This is a genomic window from Streptomyces resistomycificus, from assembly GCF_001514265.1.
In the GTDB taxonomy this organism is placed as follows: domain Bacteria; phylum Actinomycetota; class Actinomycetes; order Streptomycetales; family Streptomycetaceae; genus Streptomyces; species Streptomyces resistomycificus.
Window position 1 is genome coordinate 781,135 of sequence record NZ_KQ948990.1, and the last position, 19,541, is coordinate 800,675.

18 protein-coding genes, 2 tRNA genes and 1 pseudogene are annotated in these 19,541 nt (G+C 70.9%); 12 read left to right on the forward strand and 9 right to left on the reverse strand.

Annotated elements, in window-relative coordinates:
- Positions 1 to 57 precede the first annotated feature (57 nt).
- From AQJ84_RS13525 to AQJ84_RS13535, 3 genes are all read left to right on the forward strand, one after another.
- Positions 58 to 1,170 (forward strand): SDR family oxidoreductase, encoded by a 1,113-nt coding sequence (locus AQJ84_RS13525; protein WP_030038260.1) that lies wholly within the window; start codon positions 58 to 60, stop codon positions 1,168 to 1,170.
- 488 nt (positions 1,171 to 1,658) lie between these two features.
- A complete protein-coding gene (locus tag AQJ84_RS13530; protein ID WP_030038259.1) occupies positions 1,659 to 2,120 on the forward strand; it encodes a molybdenum cofactor biosynthesis protein MoaE in 462 nt (153 codons plus the stop codon).
- Positions 2,121 to 2,476: 356 nt separating this feature from the next.
- On the forward strand, positions 2,477 to 3,571 hold the full coding sequence (locus tag AQJ84_RS13535; RefSeq protein WP_030038258.1) for a YlbL family protein: 1,095 nt from the start codon (positions 2,477 to 2,479) through the stop codon (positions 3,569 to 3,571).
- Positions 3,572 to 3,580: 9 nt separating this feature from the next.
- Here the strand turns inward: AQJ84_RS13535 and AQJ84_RS13540 are convergent, their stop codons facing one another.
- Positions 3,581 to 4,123 (reverse strand): PPA1309 family protein, encoded by a 543-nt coding sequence (locus tag AQJ84_RS13540; RefSeq protein ID WP_053190887.1) that lies wholly within the window; start codon positions 4,121 to 4,123, stop codon positions 3,581 to 3,583.
- A 163-nt stretch (positions 4,124 to 4,286) separates the two neighbouring features.
- On the opposite strand from AQJ84_RS13540, the gene AQJ84_RS13545 reads away from it, so the two are divergent.
- The 4 genes from AQJ84_RS13545 (at position 4,287) to AQJ84_RS13560 (ending at position 9,600) form a co-directional block, all read left to right on the forward strand.
- A complete protein-coding gene (locus AQJ84_RS13545; protein WP_079022631.1) occupies positions 4,287 to 7,253 on the forward strand; it encodes a UPF0182 family membrane protein in 2,967 nt (988 codons plus the stop codon).
- Between the two features lie 42 nt (positions 7,254 to 7,295).
- A tRNA-Met gene (locus AQJ84_RS13550) sits at positions 7,296 to 7,369 on the forward strand.
- A gap of 230 nt (positions 7,370 to 7,599) precedes the next feature.
- Positions 7,600 to 9,423 (forward strand): tetratricopeptide repeat protein, encoded by a 1,824-nt coding sequence (locus AQJ84_RS13555; RefSeq protein WP_079022632.1) that lies wholly within the window; start codon positions 7,600 to 7,602, stop codon positions 9,421 to 9,423.
- 103 nt (positions 9,424 to 9,526) lie between these two features.
- Positions 9,527 to 9,600, forward strand: a tRNA-Met gene (locus tag AQJ84_RS13560).
- Between the two features lie 57 nt (positions 9,601 to 9,657).
- Here the strand turns inward: AQJ84_RS13560 and AQJ84_RS13565 are convergent.
- From AQJ84_RS13565 to hisN, 4 genes and pseudogenes are all read right to left on the reverse strand, one after another.
- Positions 9,658 to 10,115: pseudogene (locus AQJ84_RS13565) on the reverse strand (ABC transporter ATP-binding protein); the annotation flags it as partial.
- A 141-nt stretch (positions 10,116 to 10,256) separates the two neighbouring features.
- Positions 10,257 to 10,673: a Fur family transcriptional regulator gene (locus AQJ84_RS13570; RefSeq protein ID WP_030038257.1), complete on the reverse strand. Its 417-nt coding sequence runs from the start codon at positions 10,671 to 10,673 to the stop codon at positions 10,257 to 10,259.
- A gap of 186 nt (positions 10,674 to 10,859) precedes the next feature.
- Entirely contained in the window at positions 10,860 to 11,258 is a 399-nt protein-coding gene (locus tag AQJ84_RS13575; RefSeq protein ID WP_030038256.1) for a CBS domain-containing protein, read from the reverse strand.
- 170 nt (positions 11,259 to 11,428) lie between these two features.
- On the reverse strand, positions 11,429 to 12,229 hold the full coding sequence (gene hisN, locus AQJ84_RS13580) for a histidinol-phosphatase (protein ID WP_030038255.1): 801 nt from the start codon (positions 12,227 to 12,229) through the stop codon (positions 11,429 to 11,431).
- A 171-nt stretch (positions 12,230 to 12,400) separates the two neighbouring features.
- Here hisN and AQJ84_RS13585 point away from each other — a divergent pair, with 171 nt between their 5' ends.
- The gene (locus tag AQJ84_RS13585) at positions 12,401 to 13,009 is read left to right on the forward strand and encodes a TetR/AcrR family transcriptional regulator (protein ID WP_030038254.1); all 609 of its coding nucleotides are present in this window, start codon (positions 12,401 to 12,403) and stop codon (positions 13,007 to 13,009) included.
- A gap of 61 nt (positions 13,010 to 13,070) precedes the next feature.
- On the opposite strand, the gene AQJ84_RS13590 is transcribed toward AQJ84_RS13585, so the two are convergent.
- The 4 genes from AQJ84_RS13590 to AQJ84_RS13605 form a co-directional block, all read right to left on the reverse strand.
- A complete protein-coding gene (locus AQJ84_RS13590) occupies positions 13,071 to 13,394 on the reverse strand; it encodes a DMT family transporter (RefSeq protein WP_030038253.1) in 324 nt (107 codons plus the stop codon).
- A 76-nt stretch (positions 13,395 to 13,470) separates the two neighbouring features.
- The gene (gene rsgA, locus AQJ84_RS13595; protein WP_030038252.1) at positions 13,471 to 14,481 is read right to left on the reverse strand and encodes a ribosome small subunit-dependent GTPase A; all 1,011 of its coding nucleotides are present in this window, start codon (positions 14,479 to 14,481) and stop codon (positions 13,471 to 13,473) included.
- A 10-nt stretch (positions 14,482 to 14,491) separates the two neighbouring features.
- A complete protein-coding gene (gene aroA, locus AQJ84_RS13600; RefSeq protein ID WP_030038251.1) occupies positions 14,492 to 15,808 on the reverse strand; it encodes a 3-phosphoshikimate 1-carboxyvinyltransferase in 1,317 nt (438 codons plus the stop codon).
- 134 nt (positions 15,809 to 15,942) lie between these two features.
- A complete protein-coding gene (locus tag AQJ84_RS13605) occupies positions 15,943 to 16,665 on the reverse strand; it encodes a M50 family metallopeptidase (RefSeq protein ID WP_030038250.1) in 723 nt (240 codons plus the stop codon).
- A 110-nt stretch (positions 16,666 to 16,775) separates the two neighbouring features.
- Between AQJ84_RS13605 and AQJ84_RS13610 the strand changes: the two genes are divergently transcribed.
- From AQJ84_RS13610 to rsrA, 4 genes are all read left to right on the forward strand, one after another.
- Entirely contained in the window at positions 16,776 to 17,591 is an 816-nt protein-coding gene (locus AQJ84_RS13610; RefSeq protein WP_078631561.1) for an SOS response-associated peptidase, read from the forward strand.
- Position 17,592: 1 nt separating this feature from the next.
- Complete coding sequence (locus AQJ84_RS13615; protein WP_030038248.1) at positions 17,593 to 18,231, forward strand: alpha/beta hydrolase family protein; 639 nt, start codon at positions 17,593 to 17,595, stop codon at positions 18,229 to 18,231.
- Positions 18,232 to 18,488: 257 nt separating this feature from the next.
- Positions 18,489 to 19,175, forward strand: a complete 687-nt coding sequence (sigR, locus tag AQJ84_RS13620; RefSeq protein ID WP_030038247.1) for an RNA polymerase sigma factor SigR — start codon at positions 18,489 to 18,491, stop codon at positions 19,173 to 19,175.
- The gene (gene rsrA / locus AQJ84_RS13625) at positions 19,172 to 19,483 is read left to right on the forward strand and encodes a mycothiol system anti-sigma-R factor (protein WP_030038246.1); all 312 of its coding nucleotides are present in this window, start codon (positions 19,172 to 19,174) and stop codon (positions 19,481 to 19,483) included. The genes sigR and rsrA overlap by 4 nt, the downstream gene beginning before the upstream one ends.
- Positions 19,484 to 19,541: the final 58 nt, after the last annotated feature.

Genomic DNA, 19,541 nt, shown 5'->3' on the forward strand with positions numbered 1-19,541 from the left:
ACCTGGTACGTACGCGTCACTAGCGTTCGTACTGAAGACAACCGCTGGAGACGCCCGGTGAGTTCCCCAGATCCGCAGGTTCGCGCAGCGCGAAACCACTCAACCACGCCCGGAGTGCGCGGGCCCGTCGTCGCGGTCACCGGTGCCGCGTCCGGCGTCGGCGCGATGCTCACCGAGCGGCTCGCCGCGTCGGACGAGATCAAGCAGGTCATCGCCATCGACGAGCGGCGCGGCGAGTGCGCTGCGGCCCAGTGGCACATCCTGGACGTACGGGATCCGGCCATCGCGGAGAAGCTGCGCGGGGCCGACGTGGTGGTCCATCTGGCCCTCGACCTCGATCTGGAGACCGACGGAGCCGCCCGAACGGCCTACAACGTCCGGGGGACCCAGACCGTCCTGACGGCTGCCGCGGCGGCCGGGGTGCACCGGGTCGTGCTCTGCACGTCGGCCATGGTCTACGGCGCCCTGCCGGACAACGAGCTGCCCCTCTCCGAGGACGCGGAGCTGCGGGCCACCGCCGAGGCGACCGGGGTCGGGGACCTGCTGGAGATCGAGCGGCTCGCGCGGCGTGCCCCCCGGGCGCACCCGGGGCTCAACGTCACCGTGGTCCGGCCGGCGGTGCTGGTGGGGGAGACGGACACCGCGCTGACCAGGTACTTCGAGTCACCTCGGCTGCTGGTCGTGGCCGGCTCACGGCCCGCCTGGCAGTTCTGCCATGTCGAGGATCTGTGCAGCGCTCTGGAGTACGCCGTCCTGGAGAAGGTCGAGGGTGAGCTCGCCGTCGGGTGCGACGGATGGCTGGAGCAGGAGGAGGTCGAGGAGCTCAGCGGGATCCGCCGCATGGAGCTGCCCTCCACCGTCGCCCTGGGGGCCGCCGCGAGGCTGCACCGGATCGGACTGACGCCGTCTCCGGCGGGTGATCTGGCCTACACGATGTACCCCTGGGTGGTGAGCGGCAGCCGGCTGCACGACGCGGGCTGGCGCCCGCAGTGGACCAACGAGGAGGTGCTCGCGGAGCTGCTGGACGAGGTCTCCGGGAGGCACACCGTGGCCGGGCGGCGGCTGGGCCGAAAGGACGCGACCGCGGCGGGTGCCGCGGGCGCGACGGTGGCTCTGCTCGGTGCGGCGGCGGTGGTACGGCGGGCTCGGAAGGCCAGGCGCCGTATCTGAGGGCGGACGGTGGGCGTGTCGCGCGGCGGCGGGACCGGCGCCGCCCTGCGCCGGGGCAGGCCGGAGGCGTTCGTGCAGCCCTTCCGTCAGTCAATGGGCGCCTCCTGCGCCCGTGTGCGGACGGCTACGCCCGTGTGTGACGGCTGCGACGGCGCCCGCTGGTGCCGCCCGGGCGGCACGACCGCCCACAGCCGTGCGGTGCCCGGCACGCGGGCGCCCGAGCGGCACAACGGCCCGCCCGCAGCCGGGTGGCGCCCGGCCCGAGCGGCACGACCGCCCACGGCCATGCGGTGCCCGGCACGCGGGCGCCCGTGCGGCAAGACGGCCCGCCCGCAGCCGGATGGTGCCCGGCCCGTGCGGCACGCCCGTCCGCCCGCAGCCGGATGGTGCCCGGCACGCGGCCTGTAGGAGGCTCCAAGCAGCCACGCACGCGTGCCGGGCGATCACGCTATTCCCCCTGGTTCATGGCGTGCGGCACGATGGAGGGCATGGCACCCACACACGACCATCCCGGTGAGCAGGCCGCGCAGGACCCGGTCAAGCTCCTCGCCATCCGTGAGACGGCCCTCTCCCTGGACGAGGTCTTCCGGGCGGTCGGGGACGACGCCGCGGGCGGCACCGCCCTGTTCGTCGGGACCGTAAGGAACCACGACGGCGGGGCCGACGTCGACGAGCTCGGCTACTCGTGCCACCCCAGCGCCGAGGCCGAGATGCGCCGGATCGCCGAGAAGGTCGTCGCGGAGTACCCGGTGCGGGCCCTGGCGGCCGTGCACCGGGTGGGGGACCTCAAGGTCGGGGACCTGGCGGTCGTCGTCGCCGTCTCCTGTCCGCACCGGGGCGAGGCCTTCGAGGCCTGCCGGAAGCTGATCGACGACCTCAAGCACGAGGTGCCCATCTGGAAACACCAGAAGTTCTCGGACGGGACCGAGGAGTGGGTCGGCGCCTGCTGAGGCCGTCTCAGCCCCCAAGCGCTCGGTGACGGCCCTTTCCGGTTGCGTAACCGCACCCCTGGCGTGAGCGTTGTCAGTGCGGATGGTTAATCTGCTGATCAGTCAGTTGCGGTCGCTCATCGGGGTTGGGAGGACGGCATGGCGGCGCTCGCCTGGTTGCTGATTCCGCTGTTGGCTGCGATCGGCGCCGGTCTCTGGGGCAGTTGGGCCCATCGGACCAGAAGGGCCCGCGGCGACGGCCCGGAGCTCGACGGATACGCCCGTTTTCGGGCCGCCATGGAGAAGCCCCCTTCCGGCGCATGATCGGGACGCGGCCCTGACGGTGCGCTGACAGACACGTCCCGTACTGTCGTGCCATGCCACGCCGCACCGCGACGATGCTCGCCTCCACCCTGATGCTGATCGCGCTCCTGTGCGCGGGAGTCTTCATCACCGTGCCGTACTCGGAGATGTCACCGGGGCCGACCGTGAACACGCTCGGGGACCACGACGGCGAGCCGGTGCTGCAGATCTCCGGGCGCAAGACGTACGCGACGAGCGGGCATCTGAACATGACCACCGTCCGGGTCACCAGCGCCGACTACAAGATGAACCTCGTCGAGGCCGTGTACGGCTGGCTCGCGCACGACAACAAGGTCGTGCCGCACGACACCCTCTACCCGGACGGCAAGACCGAGCAGCAGTCCACCCAGGAGAACGCCGAGGAGTTCAGCCAGTCCCAGGAGAGCGCCAAGGTCGCCGCCCTGAAGGAGCTGGACGTCCCGGTGCGGTCCTGGGTGATCGTCTCGACCGTCGTCAAGGACTCCCCGGCCGAGGGCCGACTGCACGCCGGTGACGTGATCAAGGCCGTCGACGGTACGACGGTGAAGGAGCCCGGCGACGTCGCCGAGCTGGTGACCAAGCACAAGCCGGGTGAGGACGTCGTCTTCACGATCGTGCCCGCCAAGGAACAGGCCGCGGCCGAGAAGGAGAACCGGACGGCGACCAGAACCCAGGACGTCACCATCACCACGAAGACCTCCGCGGACACCGGCGAGAAGCGCGCCATCGTCGGGATCTCGGCGGGCACGGACCACACGTTCCCGTTCACCGTCGACATCAAGCTGGCCGACGTCGGCGGGCCGAGCGCCGGCCTCATGTTCGCGCTGGGCATCTACGACAAGCTCACCCCGGGCAGCCTCACCGGCGGCAAGTTCGTCGCCGGCACCGGGACGATCGACGACGACGGCAAGGTCGGCCCGATCGGCGGCATCGAGATGAAGACGGTCGGCGCGCGCAGCAAGGGCGCCCAGTACTTCCTCACGCCCGCCGACAACTGCGCGGCCGCCGCGAGCGACGCCCCCGAGGGGCTCACCCTGGTCAAGGTGAAGACCATCGACGACGCTCTGGGCGCCCTCAAGGACATCCGCTCCGGCGACACCGCCGACCTGCCGCAGTGCACGACGAAGTAGCCCGGCGGGCTACTCCTCGAACGTCGCCGCCAGGGCCTCCGCCAGCCCCGGGACCAGGTCGCCGCCCGTGAGGACCTCGGTCGGGGAGTCCTTCTCGCGCAGCCGCAGGGCCGAGTCGCGGCCGCCGTCCCGCAGGACCGCGACCGTCATCCGGACCTCCTGACGGTCCGGATGCTCGGCCACCCAGCGGGCGAGCTTCTGCTCGCTCAGTCCCTCCGGGACGGACGCCTCGGCGGACGGCGGCAGCATCAGGCGCTCCACCGTGAGCGCGCAGCCGACCACCGCGTCGGGCCAGGCGATCGTGCCGAGGAACTCGTCGAGTGGTTTGCCCTTGGGGATCTCCTCCTGCTCGATCGGGGTGAGACCGGTGGTCTCCTGCTCCCCGTCGAGACCCAGCTGGGCCGCGAGGCCGGGTTCCTGGGTGCGCAGCCGGGCGGTGTCTACGAGGGCGAAGAGGCGGGCAGGCTGGTCCCAGCCGAGGCCGGAGGCGTACTCGTCGATCTCGAGAACGGCCCGGGTCAGCGGGCTCGCCGCCATGGGTGTGTTGGACATGGTCACAATCCTGCCTCGTTCAGGGCCGGAATCGGGAACCGAGTAAAGCGTGAGTAAGTTGCATAGGTGGGGGCCTACGATCACGAGGCCCACGGACGGCCCGTGAAGACGCGGGTCTGACAGACCAACAGCGAACTTCGAGGTGCGCACCTTGGCTTTCCAGATGCCGGACCGCGGCGGAGGCCCGACGGGGCCACGGATCAGAGTGGGCCGCCCGTCCCGGCGCGTCCGGACCCTGCTCATGACACTGGGCGTGCTTGCCGTCCTCGGCATGGCGTTCACCATGTTCGCCGGGTTCTGGACGGACTGGCTCTGGTACCGGTCGGTGAACTACTCGTCCGTGTTCACGACCACACTGTGGACCAAGATCGGACTCTTCTTCGTCTTCGGTCTGCTGATGGCCCTGGCGGTCGGCTTCAACATCTGGCTGGCCCACCGCCTGCGCCCGCCGCTGAGCGCCATGTCGATGGAGCAGCAGAACCTCGACCGCTACCGGATGGGCATCGCGCCGTACAAGCGGTGGCTGCTGATCGGGATCACCGCCCTGGTGGGTCTGATCGCGGGCGCCTCGGCGTCCGGCCAGTGGCGGACGTGGCTGATGTGGGTCAACGGCGTGCCCTTCAACCAGAAGGACCCGCAGTTCCATCTCGACGTGTCCTTCTACGCCTTCGACCTGCCCTGGTACCGGTTCCTGCTCGGCTTCGGCTTTGCCGCCGCGATCCTCTCCGTGATCGCCGCCGCGCTGACCCACTACCTGTACGGCGGGCTGCGGGTCACCTCCCCGGGCGCGCGTGCCACGGCGGCCGCGACCGGGCACCTGTCGGTGCTGCTGGGCATCTTCGTCGCCCTGAAGGCGGTCGCCTACTGGCTCGACCGGTACGGACTGGCCGTGAAGTCCAGCGACTTCAAGGCCACCGACAGCTGGACCGGCCTGAGGTACGTCGACGCCAACGCCTATCTGCCGGCCAAGACGATCCTGTTCTGCATCGCCGTCATCTGCGCCGTGCTGTTCTTCGCCACCCTGTGGCGGCGCACCTGGCAGCTGCCGGTGATCGGCTTCGGCCTGATGGTCCTGTCCGCCATCCTCATCGGCGGCCTGTACCCGGCGATCGTCCAGAAGTTCCAGGTCCAGCCCAACGAGCAGGCCAAGGAATCGCCGTACGTCGAGAAGAACCTCAAGGCGACGCGCGAGGCGTACGGCATCGACGACACCAAGGTCACCGAGTACGCGGGCCGGTCCAACACCACGGACAAGACCAAGCTGCGCGACGACGTCGACGCCACGGCCAGCATCCGCGTCATGGACCCGAACGTCGTCTCGCCGACGTTCCAGCAGCTCCAGCAGATGCGTAACTACTACGCGTTCCCGACCAACCTGGACGTCGACCGCTACAGCAAGGACGGCAAGGACCAGGACACGGTCATCGGTCTGCGGGAGCTGAACCTCAACGGCATTCCGAAGAACAACTGGATCAACGACCACTTCCGCTACACCCACGGCTACGGCGTGGTCGCCGCCAAGGGCACCACCGCCGACGCGGAGGGCCGCCCGGTCTTCACCGAGTCCGACCTGCCGTCCAAGGGCGACCTGGGGACGTACCAGCAGCGGATCTACTACGGCGAGAAGACGGAAACGTACTCGATCGTCGGCGGTCCCCAGAAGGAGATCGACTACTCGGACGACAGCGGCGAGAAGACCTTCAGCTACACGGCCGACAGCGGGGTCAACCTCTCCAACCCGGTCAACCGGGCCGCGTACGCGGTGGCGTTCAGCGAGCCGCAGATCATGTACTCCGGCGCGATCGGCGACGGCTCGCGGATCCTGTACAACCGCACGCCCAAGCAGCGGGTGGAGGCGGTTGCCCCCTGGCTGACCATCGACGGCGACGCCTACCCGGCGGTCGTGGGCGGCAAGATCCAGTGGATCGTCGACGCGTACACGACGACGAACGGCTACCCGTACTCCTCGCGGACGACCCTCGGTGACACGACGGCCGACTCGCTGACCGCGACGAACACCTCGCGTGCGGTGGTGGCCCAGCAGAACCAGGTCAACTACATCCGTAACTCGGTGAAGGCGACCGTCGACGCGTACACCGGTCAGGTCAAGCTCTACCAGTGGGACACCCAGGACCCCGTCCTGAAGACCTGGATGAAGGCGTTCCCGGGCACGGTGGAGCCCAAGGGCGACATCTCCGAGGCGCTGATGGCCCATCTCCGCTACCCGCAGGACCTGTTCAAGGTCCAGCGGGAGCTGCTCAGCCGCTACCACGTCGAGGACGCGGACACGTTCCTCAGCGGCAGCGAGGTGTGGCAGGTGCCGGACGACCCGACCAACAAGTCGGGCGACGCGGTGCCGCCGTACTACCTGAGCATGAAGATGCCGGACCAGTCGGCGCAGGCGTTCTCCCTGACGACCACCTTCACACCCAACGGCCGGGACAACCTCAGTGCGTTCATGGCGGTCGACGCGGAGGCGGGCACTCCCGACTACGGCAAGATCAGAATTCTGAAACTGCCGACCAGTACGACCGTCAACGGGCCCAAACAGGTGCAGAGCCAGTTCAACTCCGAACAGGACATCGCCGAGTCCATCAGACTTCTGCAGGGCGGCGACTCCGAGGTGGAGTACGGCAACCTGCTGACGGTGCCGCTCGACGGAGGCCTGCTCTACGTGGAGCCGGTCTACGTACGGGGTGGTGGACTCAAGTACCCGCTGCTGCGGAAGGTGTTGGTGACCTACGGAGGCAACACCGCCTTCGAGGACACCCTGGACCAGGCCCTCAACAAGGTCTTCGGAGCGGACGGCGCGACCACCGAGCCACCGGACGAGGGCGAGGGCGACGGTGACGGCGGCACGACCACACCGCCACCGACGTCCGACAACCCGACGGTCCAAGAGGCGTTGAACGACGCCCAGAAGGCCTTCGACGCCGGCCAGGAAGCTCTGAAGAAGAACGACTGGCAGGCGTACGGCGAGGCGCAGAAGGACCTGGAGGACGCGCTGCGGCGGGCCGAGGAGGCGCAGGCCGCGGCCGACAAGGCCGGCGGTGGCGGCACCGGCAGCCCGAGCCCCAGCGGCAGTCCGAGCGGCAGTCCGAGCCCCAGCCGCAGCCCCGACAGCAGCTGATCAAAGTCCACCCCGCGCCGTGATACGGTTGCAGAACAACGGCGCGGGGTGGAGCAGCTCGGTAGCTCGCTGGGCTCATAACCCAGAGGTCGCAGGTTCAAATCCTGTCCCCGCTACTGAAGTCGACGACACGAGTCGTAGGCCGGCGAAGGCCCGGATCCTGAAATGGGATCCGGGCCTTCGCCGTGTGCGAACGCATGTGCCGACCCGACGGACGGCTGTGCCGCCGTGGGGAGTTGGACGATCTGTGTTTGACTTGTCTCTCTGTGGGCATGTCGACAAAACGCTGAAGTGACCTCACTGGCTGCGGTATACCAGGTGTACCCAGGTTGCAGGTGGTGCGACGATGGACGTTATGGGGGACAAGGCAACTCTGTTCGAGACAGGGCGTTTTGTGCAACCTTCCGGGCGGGACGAGGCCGGGGAGGTGGTCGAGGGTGTCGCCGAGGACGCGGCCGAGGAGGTCCGTCGACGGATCGCCGCCGAGTCCGGCGACGTCGAGGCGATGAGTGTCCTCGGGGCCATGCTGCTGCGCCGCGGTGATCTCGACGGAGCCGAGCCCTACCTGCGTGCTGCCACCGCGGCCGGTGACCGGGCCGCCGCCAACAACCTGGGAGTCCTCCTTCACCAGCGCGGTTACGCCGACGACGCCGCCGGATGGTGGCGGGTCGCCGCCGTCGCCGGGTCCGCGGCGGCCGCGCACGCGCTGGGCCGGCACCACCGGGAGCGGGGCGACGAGCCGGCCGCCGAGTACTGGCTGCGGCAGTCCGCCGAGCAGGGGCACGCGCTCGGCGCGTACGCCCTCGCCGATCTGCTGGAGCACCGCGGGGACGCCGGGGCCGAGCGATGGATGCGGTCCGCGGCCGAGCGGGGGCACCGCGAAGCGGCCTACCGGCTGGCCCGCCGGCTCGACCGCCGGGCGGGCGGCGAGACCGAGACCGGGACCGACGGCGGCGCCGCCGTGCTGGAGGAGGCCGAGCAGTGGTACCGGCAGGCCTCCGCGCGCGGGCACCGTCGGGCGGCACTGCACCTCGGGGCGATCCTCGAGAAGCGCGGAGAACTCAAGGAGGCCGGGCGCTGGTACCTGACCTCCGCCAAGGACGGGGAGGCGCGGGCCGCCTGCGCGCTCGGGTTCCTGCTGCGGGACGCCGGGGACACCGAGAGCGCCGCCGTGTGGTGGCTGCGGGCCGCGCAGGACGGCGACGGCAACGCGGCCAACGCGCTGGGGGCGCTGCACGCCGAGCGCGGTGAGCCGCAGACCGCCGAGCGGTGGTACCGGGCGGCGATGGACGCCGGGGACGACAACGGCGCCTACAACCTCGGGCTGCTCTGCGCCGAGCAGGGGCGGACGGCGCAGGCCGAGCAGTGGTACCGGCGGGCTGCCTACGCCGGGCACCGGGAGGCGGCGAACGCGCTGGCGATCCTGCTGCTGCAGGGCGGGGACGCGACGGGGGCGGAGCCGTGGTTCTCCAAGGCCGCGGAGGCCGGGAGCGTCGACGCCGCGTTCAACCTGGGCATCCTGTTCGCGGGGCGGGGCGAGGACACCGTCGCGCTGCGGTGGTACGAGCGGGCGGCCGGCGCCGGGCACACCGAGGCGGCGCTGCAGGTCGGGATCGCGCGGCTGCGGGACGGGGACGAGAGCGGGGCGGAGCGGTACCTGCGGTGCGCGGCGGGAGGCGGCAGCGCGGAGGCCGCCTACCGGCTGGCGACCGTGCTGGACGCTCGGCGCCCGCCGGTGCCCGCGCACGAGCTCGGGGAGACGGTGCACGAGAAGAGCGAGTGCGAGGAGTGGTACGAGCGGGCGGCGTCGCTGGGGCACCGGCGCGCGCAGGTGCGGGTCGGAATGCTGGCCGCCGCGCGGGGCGATGTCGTCGAGGCCGCTCGGTGGTACCGGGAGGCCGCCGAGGCCGGGTCCCGCAACGGCGCGTTCAATCTGGGGCTGCTGCTCGCCCGGGAGGGCAGTGAGCCGGAGGCGGCGGTGTGGTGGACCCGGGCGGCCGACGCGGGGCACGGGCGGGCGGCGTTGCGGCTCGCCCTGGTCTACGCGCGTCGTGGCGAGCTGGCGGAGGGGCAGCGGTGGGCTGACCGGGCGGTGGCGCTCGGCCCGGCGGAGGTCGCTGAACGCGCGGCCCGGTTGCGGGACGCGCTGCGGCAGGAACTGTCGGCGTGACGCCGCGCGAGTGCCGCGGAAGGCGTGGCTGACCTGCGGTGATGCTCGGCAGGTAATGGATTTGCCTCTGTCGCTGTCCTTGACGTAGTGTTGCATTCATCGCCGCGGGGTGGAGCAGCTCGGTAGCTCGCTGGGCTCATAACCCAGAGGTCGCAGGTTCAAATCCTGTCCCCGCTACTGAAGGCCGAGGGCCGGAATCCAGAAATGGGTTCCGGCCCTCGGTCGTTTGCGTTTCTCGGGTGCGAGGCCGCGGGCTATCGCCACCCGTTGGCGCCATTCCGCCCGAAAGGGCCGCCGGGTGGGCATAGGCGAAGTCCGCGAGGCCCAGGCGGGTCAGCCCACTCGTCGGCGCGGGCGTTCGCCTCGCGACGCGGGACGCGCTGGATGTCCAGGCCGAAGCGGACGTTCGCGCGGACCGTCTTCCAGTCGTAGATGCCGTAGTCCTGGAAGATCACGGCGGCCGGGCGGGGGCTGGACGTGCGGATCTCCAGGCGGCCCGTGCTCGGGCGGAGCAGGCCCGCCGCGATGCGCAGGAGCGTGGACTTGCCACAGCCCGACGGACCCGCGAGGCAGACGAACTCGCCGGGGGCGACGGTGAGGTCGACGGGGCCGAGGGCGTCGACGGCGTGGGGCGCGCGGCCGAAGACGCGGGTCAGTGCGGTGGCGTGGAGTTTCGGGTGCGGGTCTCCCACGGCTGCTTCTTGCGGAGTTCGGTACGGGGGTGGGGGGGGTGTGCCCACGACGATATGACGACCCGTCAGATATCGGAGGGGTGTATACGGCGGAAAGCCCCGGCGCTCATGCGTGCCGGGGCTTTCCGAAGTCGAGGACGGCTATGCCGCCGCACAGTTGGGGCAGACGCCCCGGTAGGTCACCTCGACGTCCGAGACCGTGAAGCCGAAGCGCTCGGTGTCGGGGAGGTCGGCCAGCGGGTTGCCGCCGGGGTGGACGTCCCGGATGGTGCCGCACCGGGCACAGACCAGGTGGTGGTGCGGACGGTGCGCGTTCGGGTCGTAGCGCTTGGCGCGCTTGTCCGTGGCGACCTCGAGGACCTCGCCGAGGGAGACCAGCTCGCCCAGCGTGTTGTAGACGGTCGCCCGGGAGATCTCGGGCAGCTTGGCGACGGCCCGGGCGTGGACCTCGTCGGCCGTCAGGTGGACGTGATCACCCTCGAGCACCTCGGCCACGACACGCCGCTGCGCGGTCATCCGCCATCCGCGTCCGCGCAGCCGTTCCAGAAGGTCACTCATACGCATCAGCTTAACAGCACGAGGACCAGATCCCGAACAGGTGTGACTTTGGAGCGCTGCTTGACTTAGACCTTGTCTATTGTGGGGCCGGGTTCGGAATTGCTTCGGAGTGCCCACGGGTTGCGGGCGCGAAGTGAGCGGACGGGCCGGACCCCCACGGAAGGGGGGTCCGGCCCGTCCATGCGCTCAGGCCGGTACGTGGTGGGCCTGCCGGGCCGGGGCCCAGCAGCGGATGATGTCGCGGACCGAGACGACGCCGACGGGCTCGTCGCGGTCGAGGACGATGAGATGGCGGAAGCCGCCGTGCGCCATGGCGCGGGCCGCCTCCTCCAGCGTCCAGGTAGGGGTGGCGAAGACGACGTCGGTGGTGGTGTGGGCGTGGACGTGTTCCGTGTCAGGGCTCTGGCCGAGGCCGACGGAGTTGAGGACGTCGCGTTCGGTGAGTATGCCTATGCCGCCGGCGTCGGGATCGTGGACGATGGCCGCGCCGACCCGGCGGGCGGACATCAGGGCGGCGGCCTGTCGGAGGGTGTGGGCGGGGCCGATGGTGAGAACCACCGTGCTCATGGCGTCGCGGACCAGCATGGGTGCGGAGTCACCTCCCGGGAACCACTGTGGTAGTTCAGTGGTTCACAAGTTCACAAATGAGGGTGCTCTCAGAGTCGCAGGCAAAGCGGAGGTCAACAAGAGGGCGTGCGGGGCCGATTGAGGGCGTGCGCGCTCACATGTGTGGTGTCGACGGCTCTTCCGGCCGCTCAGTAACGCTCGTTGAGGTAGCCCAGGAACTCGTCGTGGAGCAGTCCGTTCGACGCGGCCGCGTTGCCGCTGTGCGGGCCGGGGCGGCCGTCGAGGCCGGTGAAGGTGCCGCCGGCCTCGGTCACGATGATCGCGGTCGCGGCCATGTCCCAGAGGGAGAGCTCGGGTTCGGCGCAGATGTCGACCGAGCCCTCGGCGACCATCATGTACGGCCAGAAGTCGCCGTACGCGCGCGTGCGCCACACCTCCCGTGTCAGGTCCAGGAAGCCGCCCAGGCGGCCCTGGTCCTCCCAGCCGGTGAGCGAGGAGTACGCGAAAGAGGCGTCGGAGAGCTTCGAGACCTGGGAGACGCGCAGCCGTGAGGCCGAGGACAGGCTGCGCCCGGAGAAGGCGCCGCCACCCTGGGCGGCCCACCAGCGGCGGTTGAGAGCGGGTGCGGAGACCACGCCCACGACCGGCTGGAAGCCGCCCTCGCCCGCCTCCATGAGCGAGATGAGGGTGGCCCAGACGGGCACCCCACGTACGTAGTTCTTGGTGCCGTCGATGGGATCGATGACCCAGCGGCGGGGACCGGTGCCCTCGACGCCGTACTCCTCGCCGAGAATCGCGTCCCGTGGGCGGGCGCGCTGGAGCTGGCCGCGGATGAGCTCCTCCGCGGCCTTGTCCGCTTCGCTGACCGGTGTCATGTCCGGCTTCGTCTCCACCTTGAGGTCGAGCGCCTTGAAGCGGGCCATGGTCGCCGCGTCCGCCGCGTCCGCGAGGACGTGGGCGAATCGCAGGTCGTCGAGGTAGTCGGGCATGTAGCGAACGGTATCTGCCGCTGGTGGCGGGGTGCTACCGGGGGCCGGGGCGCGAGCGGTGCCCGCGTGCGGCGGCCGAAGGCGCCCCCCGCATGCTCTCGCGAACCCTTGACAGTGCCTCCGTGCGCGTCAAACCTGGGGCGCACAGCCGATCGCCCCAGGGAGGCGACGATGCCTGCAGCGCGGGAATCCCTGCTGGACGCCGCATACACGGCGCTGGCGCGCCGGCCGTGGTCGGCCGTGCGGATGGTGGACGTCGCCGCGGCGGCCGGGGTGTCCCGGCAGACGCTGTACAACGAGTTCGGCAGCAAGGAAGGCCTGGCCCGGGCGCTGGTCCGGCGGGAGGCGGACGGGTATCTCGCCGGCGTCGAGCGCGCGCTGTCCGGGCACGGTGACGCCCGCGAGCGGCTGACCGCCACCGCCGAGTGGACCGCGTCGACGGCCCGCGAGAACGCGCTGGTACGGGCCATGCTCACCGGCTGCTGGAGCGAGCGGCTGCCCTCACCGACCCTGTCGGCGGTGCCGTCCTCCTCGGCCGTACCGGCGCAGCGCCGGGCGGACGGTCCGCTGCCGTCACCCGGTGACTTCGTGGTCCTGGTGCGCGACCGCGCGGTGACGGTTCTCTCCGGACCCGGCACGCCCAGGCCGGACTCCGCCGAACTGGCCCGTTCCTGCGAACTCGTCGTCCGCCTCGCCCTGTCCTGCGTGGCGGCCCCGCCCGGCGAGGGCGGCGTCGCGGACCTCGTACGCAGCGCGCTCCAGCGCCAGTTGACGTACTAGGCAGCCGTCGTGGCCGTCGTGGCCGTAGTAGCTGTCGTAGCCGACGGGCCGGGCGCCGTTGTCAGTGCGAAGAGCCCGACAGCTGGAGGCCGATCACCCCGATGATCACCAGGCTGATGGAGACGATCTTCAGCGTGGAGACCAGGTCCCCGAGGAAGATCATCCCGTAGATCGCCGTCCCCGCGGCTCCGATGCCCGTCCACACGGCATACGCCGGCCCCACGTCGAGTTTGCGCAGTGACAGGGTCAGCAGGCCGAAGCTGCCGAGCGCGAAAACGGAGAACGCGACCGTGGGCCACAGCCTCGTGAAACCGTGTGAGAGCTTCAGGCACACGGCGAAACCGGTCTCGAGCAACCCGGCCACCACCACCAGCAGCCACGCCATGTGCTGTCCTCCCGTAGGTCCGGCTCGGTGCGAGTATGCCTTTACCTAACCTGCACGGGCACAAACAACGCGGAGGTCAGTCGCCTTCCTTCCGCTCCCTCGTGGAGAGCAGCCGGCGCAGTGAGTACAGCCGCGCCGGGTCCGCGTGCCCCTGGGCCACCCACTCGTCCAGTGCGCAGTCGGGCTCATCATGACTGCACGCGCGCGGACAGCCCTCGGTTCCCGGTTCCAGGTCCGGGAAGGCCTGGATCACCCGGGACGGATCCACGTGGTGCAGGCCGAACGACCGTAGGCCCGGGGTGTCCACCACCCAGCCCGCGTCGCCCGCGAGCGGCAGTGCCAGGGCCGAGGTCGTGGTGTGGCGGCCACGGCCCGTCACCGCGTTCACATGGCCGGTCAGCCGGCGGCGGTCTTCTGGGACCAGCGAGTTGACCAGGGTCGTCTTGCCGACGCCCGAGTGACCCACGAAGGCGGTGATCCTGCCGTCGATCTGCTCGCGGACCCGGCCCACCGCGGCACCGCTCTCCAGCTCCTCGCGGCTGGTGACGACGTGCGGGATGTCCAGGTGACCGTAGAGCTCCAGCAGCTTGTCGGGGGAGGCGAGGTCCGACTTGGTCATGACCAGGAGGGGTTCCAGTCCGGCGTCGAACGCCGCCACCAGGCAGCGGTCGATCAGGCGCGGGCGGGGTTCCGGGTCGGCGAGGGCCGTGACGATGGCGAGCTGGTCGGCGTTGGCGACGATCACGCGCTCGTAGGGGTCGTCGTCGTCCGCCGTGCGGCGCAGGACCGACTTGCGTTCCCCGATGCGGACGATGCGGGCGAGGGAGTCCTTCTTGCCGGTCATGTCGCCGACGATGGCCACCCGGTCGCCGACCACGGCGGCCTTGCGGCCGAGCTCACGGGCTTTCATCGCCATCACGATCCGGTCGTCGACCAGGCAGGTCAGGCGGCCCCGGTCGACGGTGACGACCATGCCCTCGACCGCGTCCTCGTGCTTGGGGCGGATGTGCGTACGCGGCCGGTTGCCCTTGCGGTTCGGGCGGGAGCGGATGTCGTCCTCGTCGGTGTTCTTGCCGTAGCGGCGCATGAGTGAGTCCCTACGCCCCGAGCATCCCGGTCCACAGTTCGGGGAAGTCCGGGAGGGTCTTCGCGGTCGTCGCCACGTTCTCGATCCGCACCCCCTCCACCGCCAGGCCGATGATCGCGCCGGCGGTCGCCATGCGGTGGTCCTCGTACGTGTGGAAGATCCCGCCGTGCAGGCGGCGCGGGCGGATGTGCAGGCCGTCGGCGGTCTCCGTCACGTCGCCGCCGAGCTCGTTGATCTCCTTGGTGAGCGCGGCCAGGCGGTCCGTCTCGTGCAGGCGCAGGTGCGCCACGCCCCGGAGGGTGGAGGGGGAGTCCGCGAGGGCCGCGACCGCCGCGATGCCCGGCGTCAGCTCGCCGACCTCACCCAGGTCGACGTCGATGCCGTGGATCGCGCCCGACGCGGTGAACACCAGGCCGTACTCGGTGAGTTCGCAGGAACCGCCCATTTCGGTGAAGATCTCGCGCAGCCGGTCACCGGGTTGGGTGGTGCGGGCCGGCCAGTCCGGGACGACGATCCTGCCGCCGGTCACCAGGGCCGCCGCGAGGAACGGCTGGGCGTTCGACAGGTCCGGCTCGATGGTCAGGTCCCGGCCGAGCAGGGCCCCCGGCGTCACCCGCCACACGTTCGGCTCGCCGCCCGACTCCGGGGTGTCCACCTGGGCGCCGACCGAGCGCAGCATGTCGACGGTCATCCGGATGTGCGGCATGGAGGGGAGGGCGGAGCCGGTGTGGCGGACCTCCACGCCCTGGTTGAAGCGCGGGCCGGAGAGCAGCAGCGCCGACACGAACTGGGAGGACGAGGACGCGTCGATCTCCACCGGGCCGCCGTCCAGGGCACCCCCGCCGTGCACCGTCAGCGGCAGCGCGCCCCGGCCGTCGTCGTCGATCCGGGCGCCGAGGACGCGCAGCGCGTCGATCACGCCGTTCAGGGGACGTTCGTACGACCTCGGGTCACCGTCGAAGCGGATGGGACCGTCGGCGAGCGCGGCGACCGGCGGCAGGAAGCGCATCACGGTGCCGGCGTTGCCGACGTCGACGGTGGCCGGGCCGCGGAGGCCGGCCGGCAGCACCCGCCAGGTCTCGCCCGTGCCGTCGGGGCCCACGCCCTCCTCGATGCCGACGCCCATCTCGCGCAGGGCGGCCGCCATCAGCAGGGTGTCCCGGGAGCGCAGCGGGCGGCGCAGCCAGCCGGGCTCGGAGGCGAGGGCGGCGAGCACCAGGGCGCGGTTGGTGACCGACTTGGACCCCGGCACGTGGACCGTCGCGTCGACGGCTTCGCTCGCGTGCGGGGCGGGCCAGAGGGCGGTGGGTGCGGGGTTCGGGGCCATGGGCCCCACTTTAGTGGTCGGCAGGGGTTCGGGTGCGGCGCCGTCGGGGCTGGTCGCGCCCCCGCGGCCGCGCCGTGCACGGCTGTCGCCCCTCGCCTCCGCCAACGCGTTCTCGGGGGGTGCTCAGTGGCTTCTCAGCCTTCCAGGAGCCAACGACCGCCACCTATCAATGAGCACAGCGACACGGCGTGGAACAGGAACAGCCACAGTCCCGCGGGCACGTGCGTCAGCCGCGACAACTGGTCGGCGTCGGAATCGCCCGCCCCACCCCGCGCCCGCTTCGCCTGCAGCTCGAAAGCCGGACGCACGCCTCCGACGAGCAGGAACCACACCACCGCGTACGCGAACGCCGCCTGCACCTGGGGACCCGCCAGCCACGACACCACCACGAACGTGCCACCCGTGAGGACGACCGTCAGGGCGCCGTACGCGTTGCGGATCATCACCAGCATCGCCACCAGCAGGAGCGTCGCCAGCCACAGCAGGGCGGTGATGTGGCCGGCCGCGAGGAGGGCGGCGCCGCCGAGGCCGAGCAGCGGGGGAGCGGTGTACCCGGACGCCGCGGTGAGGATCATGCCGATGCCGTGCGGCTTGCCGCGGCTGACGGTGAGGCCGCTGGTGTCGGAGTGCAGGCGTATGCCGGTGAGGGTGCGGCCGGTGAGGAGCGCGACCAGCCCGTGGCCGCCCTCGTGGGCGATGGTGATGGCGTTGCGCGAGACCCGCCACAGAACGGGCGGGACGACCACGGCGAGCGCGGCGACGAGCGTGGCGATCACCACCCACAGGTCCGGATCGGGCTGACTGCCGAAGACCTCGTCCCAGAGGGAGGCGAGCGAGTCGGATGCGGTGCTGTCCATGGTGGGCGGTTGCTCCCGTGGGTGGCGTAGGAAACAAACAGCGGCGGCGCCGGGCGCCGTCGTCGAGAGGTGGTGGCCGGGTGGCGGCTGGGCCTGGCAGTGTGGCACGTATGTGCGGACGGTATGCGGCAAGTCGTGGGCCCGAGGATCTCGCAGGAATCTTTGAGGTCGAGAAGTGGGAGCCGGAGGAGACCCTGGCCCCCGACTACAACGTGGCCCCGACCAAGGAGGTCTACGCGGTCCTCGACCGCCCCCTCAAGGACGCCGGGGAACCGCGGCCGGTTCGGCAGCTGCGCAAGCTCCGCTGGGGGCTGGTCCCGTCCTGGTCGAAGACCCCCGAGGGCGGCGCCCGGATGATCAACGCCCGCGCGGAGACCGTCCACGAGAAGCCGTCGTACCGGCGGGCCTTCGCCGCCCGGCGCTGCGTCATCCCCGCCGACGGCTACTACGAGTGGGTCACCGGCCGGTCCGAGCGCGATCTGGAGGTGGAGGGCAAGAAGAAGCGGCCGCGCAAGCAGCCGTACTTCGTGCTGCCCGCCGACGGGTCGGTGTTCGCGATGGCGGGACTGTACGAGTTCTGGCGGGACAGGACCCTTCCCGACGACCACCCGCAGGCCTGGTGGGTGACGTGCTCGGTGATCACCACGGAGGCGGAGACGACCCCCCTAGCGGTCGCCCCGGAGGACGGACCGCACGCACTGGCCGAGATCCACCCCCGGATGCCGCTGATGCTGACCCCGGACCGCTGGGACAGCTGGCTCGATCCGTCCCACACCGACCCCGGGAACCTGCGCGAACTCCTCGCCCCGCCGCCCGCCGGGCTGATGCGCGCCTACCCCGTCTCCACGGCCGTCAGCAACGTCCGCAACAACGGCTCGGAGCTGCTGAAGGAGCTGGAGGGCCCCGAAGAGGGCACACTCTTCTGACGTGACGAAAGACACCAGTGAGGTCATCGAGACGGACGCGGGTACCGCCCGCATCACCTGGCACACGGCGGACAGGGCGCGGCTCGTCCTCGCCGTCAGCCACGGGGCCGGGGGCGGCGTCGAGGCGCGCGATCTGCAGGCGCTCGCCCGGGTGCTGCCGGGCCACGGGGTGACCGTCGCCCTCGTCGAGCAGCCCTGGCGGGTGGCCGGCAAGAAGCTCGCGCCGGCCCCGAAGACCCTCGACCTCGGCTGGCGGGGACTGTGGCCCGCGCTCGCCGGGCCCGGCCTGCCCGTGATCTCCGGGGGCCGCAGTGCCGGCGCCCGCGTCGCCTGCCGGACGGCCGTCGAGCTCGGCGCGCACGCCGTCCTCGCCCTCAGCTTCCCGCTGCACCCGCCGGGCAAGCCGGAGAAGTCCCGCGCCGAGGAGCTGCTCGGCGCCGGGGTGCCCACGCTCGTCGTCCAGGGCGGCAACGACCCCTTCGGCAGGCCGGAGGAGTTCCCGGAGGGGACGTACGAGCTGGTCGAGGTGCCGTACGGCGACCATGGCTTCGCCGTGCCCAAGCGGGCGCCGCTCGACCAGGACCAGGCTGTGGCGGTCGTCACCGACGGCGTCGTGAAGTGGGCCGGGTCACTCGGGTAAAGACCCGGGAATGTTGCGGAGCGGACCTCTGTTGTGCGGGACAGAAGTGCTGGGGCACCGGCACCGACGTCGTAGGAGAGGAAGTCCGCCGCATGGGTTCTACCGCATGCCCGAGCCGTAGCAGCCGTGCCGACCTGGACTGGACGGTGCTGCACGCGGCCAAGGCCGGCCCTATTCGGGCGGCGGGCGGACCGGATCGTGTTCTATCCTCCGATTCTGGTGGGTCCGGTTTCGGCCCCGCCCGGAATCTTGAGGAGGTGGGTCCGGTTCCCGGTACCGACGCAGGGACCGAACAAGGCCAGGCGGAGCAGCCCGAGGGCCAGGGCAGCACGGGTGTGGAGTCGACCGCGGAGCGCAGCGCGCGCTTCGAGCGGGACGCGCTCGAGTTCCTCGACCAGATGTACTCGGCGGCCCTGCGCATGACGCGCAACCCCGCCGACGCCGAGGACCTGGTGCAGGAGACGTACGCGAAGGCGTACGCGTCCTTCCACCAGTTCCGTGAGGGCACCAACCTCAAGGCGTGGCTGTACCGCATCCTCACCAACACCTTCATCAACTCGTACCGCAAGAAGCAGCGCGAACCCCAGCGCTCCGCGGCCGAGGAGATCGAGGACTGGCAGCTGGCGCGTGCCGAGTCGCACATGTCGACCGGTCTGCGCTCCGCCGAGTCGCAGGCGCTCGACCACCTGCCCGACTCGGACGTGAAGTCAGCCCTGCAGGCGATCCCCGAGGAATTCCGCATCGCCGTCTACCTCGCTGACGTAGAGGGCTTTGCGTACAAGGAGATCGCGGACATCATGGGGACACCCATCGGTACGGTGATGTCCCGGCTGCACCGGGGACGCCGTCAACTGCGCGGAATGCTCGAGGACTACGCCCGCGAGCGCGGTCTGGTCCCGGCCGGTGCCGGAGAGTCGAACGAAGCGAAAGGCTCGGGCTCATGAGCTGCGGAGAGCCGCACGAAACGGATTGCAGCGAGATCCTGGACCATCTCTACGAGTTCCTCGACCGAGAGATGCCGGACACCGACTGCACCAAGTTCGAGCACCACTTCGAGGAGTGCTCGCCGTGCCTGGAGAAGTACGGCCTCGAGCAGGCCGTGAAGAAGCTCGTGAAGCGCTGCTGCGGTCAGGACGACGTGCCGACCGACCTGCGCTCCAAGGTCATGGGGCGGATCGAGCTGATCCGCTCCGGGCAGGCCGTGCCCGACCATGACGTGACCGCGGCTCCGACGGGCCCGCAGGAGTCCTGAACTCCCGCCCGGGAACGGGCTGTCGTCACTCGAACGTGCTAATCCGCGGGTTATCGGC